Source organism: Polymorphum gilvum SL003B-26A1 (assembly GCF_000192745.1).
In the GTDB taxonomy this organism is placed as follows: domain Bacteria; phylum Pseudomonadota; class Alphaproteobacteria; order Rhizobiales; family Stappiaceae; genus Polymorphum; species Polymorphum gilvum.
Window position 1 is genome coordinate 4,598,839 of record NC_015259.1, and the last position, 12,936, is coordinate 4,611,774.

General features: G+C 65.6%; 11 protein-coding genes. 3 read left to right on the forward strand and 8 right to left on the reverse strand.

The annotated features are described in order from the left end of the window. Positions 1–7: 7 nt before the first annotated feature. From SL003B_RS21620 to SL003B_RS21645, 6 genes are all read right to left on the reverse strand, one after another. Positions 8–1,195 (reverse strand): ABC transporter permease, encoded by a 1,188-nt coding sequence (locus SL003B_RS21620; RefSeq protein ID WP_013655001.1) that lies wholly within the window; start codon positions 1,193–1,195, stop codon positions 8–10. 3 nt (positions 1,196–1,198) lie between these two features. After that, positions 1,199–2,308 (reverse strand): microcin C ABC transporter permease YejB, encoded by a 1,110-nt coding sequence (locus SL003B_RS21625; RefSeq protein WP_013655002.1) that lies wholly within the window; start codon positions 2,306–2,308, stop codon positions 1,199–1,201. Positions 2,309–2,338: 30 nt separating this feature from the next. Continuing rightward, positions 2,339–4,216: an extracellular solute-binding protein gene (locus SL003B_RS21630; RefSeq protein ID WP_041375689.1), complete on the reverse strand. Its 1,878-nt coding sequence runs from the start codon at positions 4,214–4,216 to the stop codon at positions 2,339–2,341. Beyond that, positions 4,213–6,090 (reverse strand): extracellular solute-binding protein, encoded by a 1,878-nt coding sequence (locus tag SL003B_RS21635; protein ID WP_083812147.1) that lies wholly within the window; start codon positions 6,088–6,090, stop codon positions 4,213–4,215. The genes SL003B_RS21630 and SL003B_RS21635 overlap by 4 nt, the downstream gene beginning before the upstream one ends. Before the next feature lie 201 nt (positions 6,091–6,291). Then, positions 6,292–7,704: a diguanylate cyclase domain-containing protein gene (locus SL003B_RS21640; RefSeq protein WP_013655006.1), complete on the reverse strand. Its 1,413-nt coding sequence runs from the start codon at positions 7,702–7,704 to the stop codon at positions 6,292–6,294. Positions 7,705–7,895: 191 nt separating this feature from the next. Beyond that, positions 7,896–8,441 carry a c-type cytochrome gene (locus SL003B_RS21645; RefSeq protein ID WP_013655007.1) on the reverse strand — a complete coding sequence of 182 codons (546 nt, stop codon included), beginning with the start codon at positions 8,439–8,441 and terminating at the stop codon, positions 7,896–7,898. 95 nt (positions 8,442–8,536) lie between these two features. On the opposite strand from SL003B_RS21645, the gene SL003B_RS21650 reads away from it, so the two are divergent. Genes SL003B_RS21650 through SL003B_RS21660 form a run of 3 tightly spaced genes read left to right on the forward strand, consistent with a single transcriptional unit; the run spans position 8,537 to position 11,340 of the window. Next, entirely contained in the window at positions 8,537–9,373 is an 837-nt protein-coding gene (locus SL003B_RS21650) for a 3-deoxy-manno-octulosonate cytidylyltransferase (RefSeq protein WP_013655008.1), read from the forward strand. 52 nt (positions 9,374–9,425) lie between these two features. Continuing rightward, complete coding sequence (locus tag SL003B_RS21655; RefSeq protein WP_013655009.1) at positions 9,426–10,316, forward strand: prephenate dehydratase; 891 nt, start codon at positions 9,426–9,428, stop codon at positions 10,314–10,316. Positions 10,317–10,338: 22 nt separating this feature from the next. Further along, complete coding sequence (locus tag SL003B_RS21660; protein WP_013655010.1) at positions 10,339–11,340, forward strand: adenosine kinase; 1,002 nt, start codon at positions 10,339–10,341, stop codon at positions 11,338–11,340. Between the two features lie 81 nt (positions 11,341–11,421). Here SL003B_RS21660 and SL003B_RS21665 read toward each other — a convergent pair whose 3' ends face one another. After that, positions 11,422–12,042 carry a 2,3-bisphosphoglycerate-dependent phosphoglycerate mutase gene (locus SL003B_RS21665; RefSeq protein ID WP_013655011.1) on the reverse strand — a complete coding sequence of 207 codons (621 nt, stop codon included), beginning with the start codon at positions 12,040–12,042 and terminating at the stop codon, positions 11,422–11,424. A gap of 36 nt (positions 12,043–12,078) precedes the next feature. Beyond that, entirely contained in the window at positions 12,079–12,891 is an 813-nt protein-coding gene (gene dapB, locus SL003B_RS21670) for a 4-hydroxy-tetrahydrodipicolinate reductase (RefSeq protein WP_041375690.1), read from the reverse strand. Positions 12,892–12,936 lie beyond the last annotated feature (45 nt).

Below are 12,936 nucleotides of genomic sequence, written 5' to 3' on the forward strand. Positions count from 1 at the left end.
GATATCCTCAAGAATAGCTTTTGCGCGGGTCGAAGGCGTCGCGCACGGCTTCCCCGATGAAGATCAGCAGGCTCAGCATGAGCGAGATGACGATGAAGCCGGTGATGCCGAGCCAGGGTGCCTGAAGGTTGTTCTTGCCCTGCGCCAGCATCTCGCCGAGCGACGCCGAGCCCGGCGGCAGGCCGAAGCCGAGAAAGTCGAGTGCGGTCAGGGTCGAGATCGAGCCGTTCAGGATGAAGGGCATGAAGGTCAGCGTCGCCACCATCGCGTTGGGCAGCAGGTGCCGCCACATGATGATCGGATTGGACACGCCAAGGGCCCGGGCGGCGGCGATATATTCGAAATTCCGCCCGCGCAGGAACTCGGCACGCACGACTCCGACCAGCGCGACCCAGGAGAAAGCGAGCAGGATGGTGAACAGGGTCCAGAAGCCGGGGATCAGCACGGAGGACACGATCAGGATCAGGTAGAGCGTCGGGATCGCGGTCCAGATCTCGATGAAGCGCTGGAAGACGAGGTCGATCCAGCCGCCGTAATAGCCCTGCACCGCACCGGCCGCGATTCCGATCGCCGAGGAGGCAAGGGTAAGGGCCAGGCCGAACAGGACGGAGATGCGGAAGCCGTAGACCAGGCGCGCCAGCACGTCGCGGCCCTGGTCGTCGGTGCCGAGCCAGTTCCAGTTGCCCATGACGCAGTTGGGGTCCGCCGCGCCTTGCGCATAGCGCGAGCAGCGCTTCTCCTTGTCCATCATCCAGGACGGCGGGGCCGGGGCCGGCACCGGGATCTCGTTGTTGACGGAGCGGTAGGAATAACGCACCGGCGGCCACAGCATCCAGCCGTCGGCGTTGATCTCCTCTTGGATGAACGGATCGCGGTAGTCGGTCACGGCGAGGAAGCCGCCGAACTTTTCTTCCGGGTAGTCGACGAACACCGGCGCCAGCAGCTCGCCCTTGTAGGAGACGAGGATCGGCCGGTCGTTGGTGAGGAACTCGGCCACTAGCGACAGGCCGAACAGCACCAGGAAGATCCACAGCGACCAGTAGCCGCGGCCGTTGGCGCGGAAACTGGCCAGGCGCCGCCGGTTGATCGGCGACAGGCGCATGCGCCTGGGCGGCGGCGGAGGGGTCTCTCCGGGCAGCGGGTTCATCACGTCCAGTCCCGCGTCTTCGAGATCCTTGTTGAGGCGGCGGTCCATCGCTCAGACCTCCCGGCTCTCGAAGTCGATCCGCGGATCGATCCATGTGTAGGTGAGGTCGGAGATGAGGTTCACCAGGAGGCCCATCAGGGAGAAGATGTAAAGCGTGGCGAAGACCACCGCATAGTCACGGTTGATGACCGACTCGAAGCCGAGCAAGCCGAGGCCGTCGAGCGAGAAGATCGTCTCGATCAGCAGCGAGCCGGCGAAGAAGGACGAGATGAAGGCGCCCGGAAAGCCGGCGACGACGATCAGCATGGCGTTGCGGAAGACGTGGCCGTAGAGAACCTGGCGCTCGGTCAGACCCTTGGAGCGCGCGGTGATGACATACTGCTTGCGGATCTCGTCCAGGAACGAGTTCTTGGTCAGGAGCGTCGTCGTGGCGAAGGCGGACAGCACCATGGCGGTCAGCGGCAACGCCAGATGCCAGAAATAATCGGCGATCTTGCCGTACCAGGGCAGATCGCCGAAATTCTCAGAGGTCAGGCCGCGCAGCGGGAAGAGGTCGAGGAACGACCCGCCGGCGAACAGCACGATCAGCAGCACGGCGAACAGGAAGCCCGGGATCGCATAGGCGACCACGATGACGCCCGAGGTCCATACGTCGAAGCGCGACCCGTCGGAGACCGCCTTGCGGATGCCGAGCGGGATCGACACCGCGTAGGAGATCAGCGTCATCCAGAGCCCGAGCGAGATGGAGACCGGCATCTTTTCCACGATCAGGTCGATGATGCGGATGTCGCGGAAATAGCTCTCGCCGAAATCGAACCGGGCATAGTTCCACAGCATGGTCAGGAAGCGCTCCAGCGGCGGCTTGTCGAAGCCGAACTGCGCTTCCAGTTCCTTGATGAACTCCGGGTCGAGGCCCTGGGCGCCTCGATATTTCGACGTGACGCTGTCGGCCGCGCCGCGGGCTTCCAGCCCGCCGGCAGCCATGTCGCCACCGCCGCCGCCGATGCGCGCGGTGGCGGACACGTCCGTACCGGACAGCTGCGCGATCACCCGCTCGACCGGCCCGCCGGGGGCGAACTGGATAATGACGAAATTGATCGCCATGATGCCGATCAGGGTCGGGATCATCAGCAGCATGCGTCGGAGGATATAGGCGCCCATGTTGTCGTTCTTGTGCCTTCAGATCCGAAATCAACCGGCCATGCCGATCTTCGCCGCCTTGTCCGCATCGAACCACCAGGTGCTTTCGACCGGGAAATCGTAGAACGGCGGCTCCTCGGGATAGCCGAACACGTCCCACATCGCCACCGTGTGAGTCGGCTTGTTCCACTGCGGAACCCAGTAGTAGCCGGCGCGCAGAACCCGGTCGAGGGCGCGCGCCGCAACATACATGGCCTCGCGCGACTTTGCGGCAAGGGCGGTTTCGATCAGGGCATCGACGACCGGATCACTGATTCCGGAGAGATTGGAGCTCCCGGGCGTCGCGGCGGCTTTCGAACTCCAGAAGTCGCGCACCGTATCGCTCAGCGTCGCCGACAGCGCGTAACGCCGACTGGCGATGTCGAAATCGAAGTCGTTGAGCCGCGCCTGATACTGCGCGGGATCGACTGTGCGCGACGTGGCCCGGATGCCCAGCCGCTCGAGATTGCGCAGATAGGGCTGAATGATCCGATCGAAGCTTGGCGAGTTGTCGAGAAACTCGACGGTGAAGGGCTTACCGTCAAGGCCGAGCAGCGTGGCGCCGTCGCGCTTCAGCCCGGCCTCCTCCAGGAGCCGTGCTGCCTCGCGCAGAAGGCGTCGGTCGAAGCCGGAGCCGTCCGAGACCGGAGCGGTCACCGGTTCGCCGAACACGGCATCGGGCAGCCGGTCGCGGAACGGCTCGAGCAGCGCGAGTTCCGCCTCGGTCGGCAGGTCGGTCGCCATCATGGCCGAGTTCTGGAAGAAGGATTGCGTGCGGGTGTAGAGACCGTAGAAAAGGACCTGGTTCGACCATTCGAAGTCGAAGGCGTAGCCGAGGGCCCGGCGCACGCGCGGATCGGCGAACTTGTCCCTGCGCGTGTTGAAGAACCAGCCCTGCGCGCCGGCCGGCCGGTTGTCGGGGAATTCCTTGAGCAGCACGCGGCCGTCCTGAACCGCGGGGAAGGTGTATTCCGTCGCCCAGGTCTTGGAGGTGAATTCCTCCTGATAGGTGGTCGCGCCCTTCTTGAAGGCTTCGAAGGCGGCGGTGCGCTCGCGGTAGAACTCGATCCGGATGACGTCGAAATTGTGGTGCCCGACCGAGACCGGCAGGTCCTTACCCCACCAGTCCTTGACCCGGTGGTATTCGACATAGCGGCCGACCTCGTGACGGCCGACCTTGTAGGGGCCGGACGACAGCGGAGGGGTCAGCACCGACTGGGTGAAGTCGTAAGCGGTGTAGTAGCGCCTGGACAGGATCGGCATGCCGGCGACGATCAGCGGCAGCTGGCGGGTCTGCCGGCCGCTGAACCGCACCAGCACGCGACTGTCGTCGAGGGCTTCCGCGCCGACCAGTTCCAGCAGCGCCTGGCGGATCTGCGGGTGGCCGGATTCCTTCAGCACCTCGAGAGAGAAGGCGACGTCGCCGGCGGTGAGCCGCGAACCGTCATGGAAGCGTGCCTCGGGCCGCAGGTGGAAGACGATGGCGTTGCCGCCGTTCACCGTCTCCGCGCCGGAGGCGACCAGGCCGTAGAGGGCGTCGGGCTCGTCTAGGGCACGTACCATCAGCGTGTCGAAGCACATTTCCATGCGCGGCGGCGCGTCGCCCTTCAGGATGAAGGTGTTGAAGGTGTTGAAGGTCTGCGGGTTCTGGTTGTAGGCCCAGCTCGGCGCGGTGAAGATGATCCGCCCCCCCTTAGGGGCTTCGGCATTGACGTAGCCGAAATGGGGGAAGTCCGACGCGTATTTCAATTCGCCGAACACCGACAGGCCATGGCGCAGTCCCTCGGCCCGGGCCGGCGCGAGGAACGGGCCGGGCAAGGCCGCGGCGGCGATTGCGGCTGCGGACGCCTTGAGCACGGTGCGGCGGGAGGGATCCCGGGGCCGGCTCATCGCGGCGCCCCCGTCTTCGCCGCCAGCGCCTCGTCGTACCACCAGATGGTCGGGAAGCCGTGGGTGAATTCCGGGATCTCCTGCGGATGGCCGAAGCGGTTCCAGCGCGCGGTGCGGTCGACGTCGGAATGGAACTGCGGCACCACGTAGTGGTTCCACAGCAGCACCCGGTCGAGGGCGTGGGTGGCGGCGACCAGTTCCTCGCGGGTCCTGGCGAACACGATCCGGTCGATCAGCTTGTCGACGGCCGGATTCCTGATGCCAGCATAGTTGCGCGACTGCGGCCGATCGGCGGAGTCCGAGCCCCAGTAGTCGCGCTGCTCGTTGCCCGGCGACAGCGACTGGCCCCAGACCAGGGTGGCCATCTCGAAATCGCGGCTGCGGATCCGGTTGATGTATTGCGGCAGGTCGATCAGCCGCAGGTCGGCGCGGATGCCGATGCTCTTCAGGTTTTCCGAATAGGGCAGCAGGGAGCGCTCGGCGCTCTTGTCGGCATAGATGAATTCGATGGTCAGCTGCTGTCCGCCGGCGTCGACCATGCGCCGGCCGTCGAGCCGGTAGCCGGCCTCCTGGAGAAGCTTCACCGCCTCGCGCAGGTTGGCGCGCACGTTTTGCGGATTGCCGCCGACCGGGTTCTTGTATTCCTGCGTAAAGACCTCCGGCGGCACCTGGTTGCGGACTTCCTCCAGGATCTCCAGTTCCAGCCCCTGCGGCAGTCCGGTGGCGGCAAGATCGGTGCCGGCGAAATAGGAGCCGATGCGCTTCAGCAGGTTGGCCGAGACGATCTCGTTCGTGGTTTCGAAATCATAGGCGTAGTTGAGCGCCCGGCGCACGCGCGGATCGGCAAACTTCTCCAGCCGCAGGTTGGGCACGAAGGCCTGCATCACGCCGCTGCCCCGGTCGGGGAATTCCTCCAGCACGACGCGCCCGGCGCGGACCGCCGGGAAGTCGTAGGCCTTCGACCACTGGCTGGCGCTGCGCTCCTCGCGCCAGTCGTACTGGTCGCCCTTGAAGGCTTCCAGTTCGACAGCCTGGTCGAGGAAGGAGACATAGCGGATCTCGCCGAAATTGTTGGTGCCGACCCGGATAGGCAGGTCCTTGCCCCAATACTCGGGCACGCGCTCGTAGGCGATCTGACGGTTGGCGGCAAAGTCCTTGATCCGGTAGGGGCCCGAGCCGAGCGGCGGCTCGAGGGTGCCGCTGGCGATGTCGCGCTTCACGCCCGCGGCGTTGGTGCCTTCCCACCAGTGCTTGGGCAGGATCAGGAGCTGGCCCATGATGTGCGGCAGCTCGCGGTTGCCGGACGCGTCGAACTCGAAGCGGACGACCCCGCCGGGGCGCTCTTCCGCCTTCACGACGTTGTGATAGTAGAAGCGCTGCTGCGGATTGATCTCTACCGCCTTCTCGTAGGACCAGAGCACGTCGGCCGTGGTGACCGGCGCGCCGTCGTGCCAGCGCGCGGCCGGGTTGAGGCGATATTCCACCCAGGAGAAGTCGTCCGGATAGCGCATTGCTTCCGCGATGACGCCGTATTGCGCGCTGATGTCGAACTCGTCGTAAGACGACTCCATCAGGCTTTCGTAGATGAGGCCCAGCCCGGGCGCCGGGTTGCCCTTGGGCAGGAGCACGTTGAAGGTGTCGAAACCACCGGTCGCGGACAGGCGGACGAGGCCGCCCTTCGGTGCGTCCGGATCGACGTAGTCGAAATGGGGCACATCCGGACCGTATTTCGGTTCGCCGGTCAGCGCTGTGGCGTGACGCCAGGCCGGTTCGTCGGCGGCACGGGACGGACCGGCCAGCGCGCTTGTGCAGACGGCCAGGACGAGGGCGAAGGCCCACGCGGTCCGCCTGCGCGGCCTTGGACGTGCGATCATGGTCGGCTCTCCCGGATATGGAACGCATTCGGCTTTCGGAACCGGCGGTCCCGGCGACGATCTGGACCTCAGTTTAGGAGGGATGGCCACCGCTCGTCACCGACGAATGCGAAAGATGACAGAAATTTAAGACGCTGAAGGGGATGAGGAAGACCGTTGAGGGCGCTTTGCACTCGGCTCCCGACCCGAAATCATCGTGGCCTAGGTAAGGGTGGCGACGGCGGGGCGGGGAAGGCCGGCCATACGCGCGCTCTTGTGCGCGTACATGCGGGTGTCGGCCAGATCGAGAAGCTCGCGAATCGAGGAGGCGTCCTGCGGGTAGGAGGCAAGACCTACGCTGGCACGCACCTCGACCCTGGCGTCGCCGATCGTCAGCGGTTCGCCGACCCGCTTCGCCAGACGGGATACAAACAGCGCGGCATCGCTTTCCTGCATGATGCCGGGGGTGAGCACGACGAATTCGTCGCCGCCGATCCGAGCGACCGTGTCCATGCGCCGCGTCTCTGTGCGCAGGCGCCGGCCGATCTCGATCAGCAGCATGTCGCCGATCACGTGGCCATGGCGGTCGTTGATCGGCTTGAAAGCGTTGAGATCGACGAAGAAGACCTGGAAGCCGATGCCGGAACGGTCGGTGAGTCCGGCGAGTTGCTCCATGCGGTCCTCCAGCAGACGCCGGTTGGGCAGACCGGTGAGCGGATCGTGATGGGCCATCTGCCGGGCCTTGAAGATCTCGTAGACGAGCAGGAAGGCCATGGCGGCGACCAGGACAGTCGCTCCGTAGCCGGCGCCGAGCGCCAGCCATGCCTCGGTCGACAGCCTGTGCCAGCCGCCGGGCGGATAGGCGGCGATCTGCCACGAACTCCCGCCCGGAAGATCGATCGCAAGTTCGACCGAATCCTGCCCGAAAATTTCCTGGTCGCCCAGGATCGGTTCGCCGTGGTGATCGCCTTCGGTCGCATTGCGCAGGGCGATCCGGTAGCCGTCGACTTCGGAGCCGACACCGGCGCCGGCGAGCAGGCCTGCCTCGTCGATCACGATCGACCCCATGCCCCAATAGCTGCGCGTCGAGCCGAAGTCTGCAGGGTCGCCCGACGTGAAGATCGGGATGCGCGCGATGACAGCCCGGCCGCCCTGAACCAGCGCCATCGGGCCGGAAAGCACGATCGAACGGGTCTCCATTGCCCGCCGCACGCCCGGCCACTGCTCCCGGTTCTCGGCATAAGACAGGCCGATCGCCGTTTCATTGCCAACCAGGGGGAAGACGTGGCGCACGATGTTGCCGGGCGCAAGCGCGACGTTGCGGATGCTGCGATTGGCTAGGAACATCTCCGCGGCAAAACGCCGGAACTCCACTTCAGTGGGTTGCGGATGGATGGCGACGTAACTCATCAGACCCTGCGCCAACGATACGGTTTCCCCGACCGCACCGACGAGCCTTGCGCGAACCTCCGAAAGACGTGCGGCAGCTGCCGTCTGATGGCGCTCGATCGCGATGTCGCGGATCAGGTGGCCGATATAGCCTGTCAGCATCAGCCCGGTCGCGAAGATGGCAAGAGATACCGCCACGGCCGGCCACAGGCCCTTTCGGCGATTGACTTGGTTGCTGATCTGCACGAATTCTCCCCGGTTGTTCCGCACGCTGCAGCACTGCCGGCGCAACGGTTCCGGTCCCGATCACGTCAATTTTTACGGTACGGCAATTTTGTAAAGAATGGCTTGTCGCAACAAAGAAAAGCCGCGCCTTTCGGCGCGGCCTGACGACTTCCCATCAATGTCCCGCCGCCAGTCCGGCGGGCCCATGTCCCTTACTCCAGCGGTGCCGGGTTGTCCGACTGGGCGTTCATGTAGACGATCATGTCGCTGCGCTCGTCCGTCCTTCTCAGGCCGGCGAAGCCCATCGAGGTGCCCGGGACGTGAGCGCGCGGGTTGGTCAGGAAGGCATCGAGCTGCTCAAGCGTCCAGGCATCGTGGGTTTCGGCGAAGGCGTTCATGGCGGCAGAATAGGAGAAGCCGGAGACCGAAGCGGGCTTGCGGCCGACGACGGCCCACAGGTTCGGACCGACCTTGTTGGCGCCGCCCTGTTCGAACGTGTGACAGGCGGCGCACTTGCGCGCAGCCCTCTCGCCGCCTTCGACGGAAGCCGCGGCAAGACGTTCGGCCAACGGAATTTCTTCGGCAACGGCTTCGCCCTCGGCCGTCGCATCCTCCGCGCTGGCGACCACGATTTCATAGCCCGGCTTGCTCGGGATAGTCGGCGTGAAGATCACGTCAGAGACGATACCGACGCCCATCGTCAGGAGAAGGACCATCAAAACCGCACCGGCGATCTTGTTCAGCTCGAAGGCATCCATTCTGTGAGGCTCCAGATTAACGCGTCCATGGCCCGCACCAGACAGCGCACGCCATAATCTGCTTCCGTCAAATTTGGCAGGAACCTACAAATTTTTTGACGCCGCTGTCCATAGGTATAAAAGACGCGAGGCAACGAAAATCGTCGCCGACCGCGCCGGAAATGCTTTCGTCGGCGCCGATCGATCCGGAGAACCGCTTGACGTCCGCCCTCGTCATCATCCCTGCGCGCATGGCCGCGACCCGCCTGCCGGAAAAGCCCCTCGCCGACATTGCCGGCAAACCGATGATCGTCCGCGTCCTGGAGCAGGCCCGCAACGCCGACATCGGTCCGGTCACGGTCGCCTGCGACGACGCGCGCATCGCCGAGGCGGTCCGCGATCACGGCGGCAGCGCCGTGATGACCCGTCCCGACCACGAATCCGGCTCCGACCGGATCTTCGAGGCAGCCGCCCTCATCGACCCCGACGCCAGACACGGCGTGGTGCTGAATCTCCAGGGCGACGTGCCGCTGATCGAACCTGCGGCGCTGCGCGCCGCGTTCGATCCCCTAGGCGATCCGGCGGTCGACATCGGCACCATCATGACCGAGATCAGGACGGCCGAGGGACGCGTCGATCCGAGCTATGTCAAGGCCGTCGCCACACCGCTCGGCGGAGCGCGCCACCGCGCCCTCTATTTCACCCGGGCCACGGCCCCGTCCGGCGACGGGCCCCTCTACCAGCATATCGGCGTGTACGCCTACCGGCGCCGCGCGCTCGAGCGTTTCGTCGCGCTGCCACCCTCACCGCTCGAACTGCGTGAAAAGCTGGAGCAACTCCGCGCACTCGAAGCCGGCATGCGCATCGACGTCAGCCTCGTCGGCAGCGCGCCGATGGATGTCAACACGCCGCAGGACCTCGAACGGGTGCGTAAAATTTTCGAAGCCCTGTAGACTGCGGACGCAACCGCCTCGCTCATCCTCAACCAGGAAATCCGAAACGCTGATGACTGACCGTAAAAAGATCGTGTTCCAGGGCGAAGTCGGCGCCAATTCCCATATGGCCTGCCGCAATGTCTATCCTGACTACGTCGCGGTTCCCTGCGCGACCTTCGAGGACTGTTTCTCCGCACTGGAAAGCGGCGAAGCCGATTTCGGCATGATTCCGGTCGAGAATTCGGTGGCCGGTCGTGTCGCGGACATTCACCACCTGCTGCCGCGATCGAGCCTGCACATTATCGGCGAGTATTTCCTGCCGATCCGCTTTCAGCTGGTCGCCCCCAAGGGCGCCACCATCGAGGGCCTGAAGACCGTGCAGAGCCACGTCATGGCTCTCGGCCAGTGCCGGAAGATCATCCGTGAGCTCGGCCTTCATCCGATCGTCGGCGCCGACACCGCCGGCTCGGCGCGCCAGATCGCCGAGCGCGGCGACCTGACTGCGGCCGCTCTCGCACCGGAAATGGCGGCCGAGGCCTATGGCCTCGACATCCTGCGCCGCGACGTCGAGGACGCCGAGCACAACACGACGCGCTTCCTGATTCTGTCCCGCGAGGACATGCGCGCCGCGAACAGCGGCCAGCCTGTGATCACCACGTTCATCTTCCGCGTCCGCAACGTGCCGGCGGCGCTCTACAAGGCCCTTGGCGGGTTCGCGACCAACGGCGTCAACATGACCAAGCTGGAATCCTACCAGCTCGAAGGCCAATTCTTCGCCTCCATGTTCTACGCGGACATCGAGGGCCATCCCGACGACAAGTCGGTCGCGCTCGCCCTCGAGGAACTGGAATTCTTCTGCGCGGAGCTGAAGATCCTGGGCGTCTACCGGGCCAGCCCGTTCCGCGAGAAGATCCGCGAGCCCGAAGCCAATCGCGCCCTCAGGCCCACCCCCGGGATCTGACCGCCACCTTCCGAGAGGAACCATGACCGAGATTACCTTCGATGCCCTGTGCATCGGCAACGCGATCTGCGACGTCTTCGCCCATGTCGAGGAGGATTTCCTCGTCCGCGAGAACCTCGTGAAGGGCTCGATGCGCCTGATCGACACCGCCGAGGCCATCCGCCTGTATGACAAGATGGGCCAGACCGTCCGCGTCTCGGGCGGCAGCGCCGGCAACACTGCTGCCGGCATCGCCTCGCTCGGCGGCAAGCCAGCCTATTTCGGCAAGGTCGCCAGGGACGAACTGGGCGACAGCTACGCCCACGACATGAAGGGCACAGGGGTCCATTTCGGTACGCCGCGTCTCGTCGACGGCACACCGACCGCGCGCTCCATGATCCTGATCACGCCGGACGGCGAGCGGACCATGAACACCTATCTCGGCGCCTGCGTCGAGCTCGGACCGGCCGACATCGATCCGGCCGTCGTTGCCGCTTCGGCGATCACCTACATGGAAGGCTACCTGTGGGATCCGCCGGCGGCCAAGGACGCGTTCCTCCGGGCGGCGCGGATCGCCCACGACAACGGCCGCCAGGTCGGCCTGACCCTGTCGGATTCGTTCTGTGTCGACCGCTACCGTTCCGAGTTCCACGGCCTGCTGCGCGACGGCGTGGTCGACGTCATGTTCGCCAACGAACACGAGCTCAAGGCGCTGTTCGAGACGGCCGACCTCGACACGGCGATCCATGCGGCGCGGCAGATCTGCTCCCTCACCGCCCTGACCATGGGCGAAAAGGGCGCCATGGCGATCACCCGCGACGAGACCAGGCACGTCGCGGCGCAGACGGTGACCGAGGTCGTCGACCTGACCGGCGCCGGCGACCTGTTCGCCTCCGGCTTCCTGTTCGGGCTGGCGCGCGATTACGATCTCGGCACGGCGGCCGAGCTCGGTTGCCTGTGCGCGGCTTCGGTGATCAGCCACGTCGGCGCCCGGCCTGAAAGAGCGCTCAAGGGCATCGCTGCCCAGGCCGGTTTCGAACTCTGACGGACGGCGCGAGGCAGACACGAAAAAGGCGCCTTGCAGGGCGCCTTTTTTATGTCTTCTACCCCCCGGTGCGATGCCCGATCAGTCGGCCAGGTCCTCGACGCTTACCACTTCGCCGTCCTCGTCGAGACGGTAGATGATCGGCGTGCCTGTGCCCAGCTCGCGCTTGAGGATCTGCTCCGGGGTCAGCTTTTCAAGGTCCATGATCAGGGCGCGCAGGGAATTGCCGTGCGCGGCGACGATCACCCGGTTGCCGTCCAGCACCCGCGGCAGGATCTCTGCGCGATAATAGGGAAGCACCCGCTCGGCGGTCATCTTGAGGCTTTCGCCGCCCGGCGGCGGCACGTCGAAGGAGCGGCGCCAGATGTGGACCTGCTCTTCGCCGAACTGCTGGCGCGCCTCGTCCTTATTCATGCCCGTGAGGTCGCCGTAGTCGCGCTCGTTGAGCGCCTGGTTGCGAATGGTCTCTAGGCCCTCCTGGCCGAGTTCGGCAAGGATCAGCTCGAGCGTATGCTGGGCGCGCGTCAGGTCGGAGGTGAAGGCGATGTCGAAACTGAGCTTCAGGTCGCGCAACTGGGCGCCGGCGGCCCTAGCCTCGGCGATGCCCAGTTCGGTCAGGTCCGGATCCTTCCAGCCCGTGAAGACGTTCTTGAGATTCCAATCGCTCTGTCCGTGGCGGACGAGCACCAGAAGACGGTCCATGCGGCAAACTCCTCGCGTCGTGCGGCTTGCGTGTCGTCAGTCGGAAAGGCCGAGCACGTCGGCCATGGAATAAAGTCCCGGTTTCTTGTCGCGGGCCCACAGGGCGGCCTTGACGGCGCCGCGTGCGAAGATCTGGCGGTCCTCGGCCCGGTGAGTCAGTTCGATCCGTTCGCCCTGACCGGCCAGGATGACGGTGTGGTCGCCGACGACGGAGCCGCCACGCAGCGTGGCGAAGCCGATATCGCCCTTGTGGCGCGGACCGGTGTGGCCGTCGCGCACGCGCACGGAGCGCTCGGCCAGCGGGATCCAGCGGCCCTGGGCTGCGGCCTCGCCGAGCAGCAGGGCGGTGCCGGACGGCGCGTCGACCTTGTGCCGGTGATGCATCTCGACGATCTCGATGTCGAAGTCCTCGTCAAGCGCTGTCGCGGCCTTGCGGACCAGTGCGGCGAGCAGGTTGATACCAAGGCTCATGTTGCCGGACTTGACGATGCGCGCATGACGTGCGGCCGCCTTAAGCGGCGCGCTGTCGCCGTCCTGCCAGCCGGTGGTGCCGATGACATGGACGATGCGCGCCTGGGCGGCCAGTTCGGCAAAGGCGAGGCTCGCGCGCGGTGCGGTGAAGTCGAGCACGCCTTCGGCGGCGGCGAAGGCGGTCAGCGGATCGTCGGTGAGCCGGACGCCGATCGGCCCCACGCCGGCGAGTTCGCCGGCGTCGCGGCCGAGATCCAACGAGCCTTCCCGCTCGATGGCGGCGGAGACCGCAACGCCGTCCATCTCGGTGAGGGCGCGCACGAGGGCACGGCCCATCCTGCCTGCGGCTCCCACCACGACAAGGCGCATATCGCTCATGGCTTTCCCCTTGCTTGCTTCGCGCGGGATATAACAGGCGGGGTG

What these genes read in the sequence shown, in the direction of transcription:
- SL003B_RS21620 (WP_013655001.1), bottom strand. Translation starts at nt 1,195, where the DNA reads ATGGACCGCCGCCTCAACAAGGATCTCGAAGACGCGGGACTGGACGTG.
- SL003B_RS21625 (WP_013655002.1), bottom strand. Translation starts at nt 2,308, where the DNA reads ATGGGCGCCTATATCCTCCGACGCATGCTGCTGATGATCCCGACCCTG.
- SL003B_RS21630 (WP_041375689.1), bottom strand. Translation starts at nt 4,216, where the DNA reads ATGAGCCGGCCCCGGGATCCCTCCCGCCGCACCGTGCTCAAGGCGTCC.
- SL003B_RS21635 (WP_083812147.1), bottom strand. Translation starts at nt 6,090, where the DNA reads ATGATCGCACGTCCAAGGCCGCGCAGGCGGACCGCGTGGGCCTTCGCC.
- SL003B_RS21645 (WP_013655007.1), bottom strand. Translation starts at nt 8,441, where the DNA reads ATGGATGCCTTCGAGCTGAACAAGATCGCCGGTGCGGTTTTGATGGTC.
- SL003B_RS21655 (WP_013655009.1), top strand. Translation starts at nt 9,426, where the DNA reads ATGACTGACCGTAAAAAGATCGTGTTCCAGGGCGAAGTCGGCGCCAAT.
- SL003B_RS21660 (WP_013655010.1), top strand. Translation starts at nt 10,339, where the DNA reads ATGACCGAGATTACCTTCGATGCCCTGTGCATCGGCAACGCGATCTGC.
- SL003B_RS21665 (WP_013655011.1), bottom strand. Translation starts at nt 12,042, where the DNA reads ATGGACCGTCTTCTGGTGCTCGTCCGCCACGGACAGAGCGATTGGAAT.
- dapB (WP_041375690.1), bottom strand. Translation starts at nt 12,891, where the DNA reads ATGAGCGATATGCGCCTTGTCGTGGTGGGAGCCGCAGGCAGGATGGGC.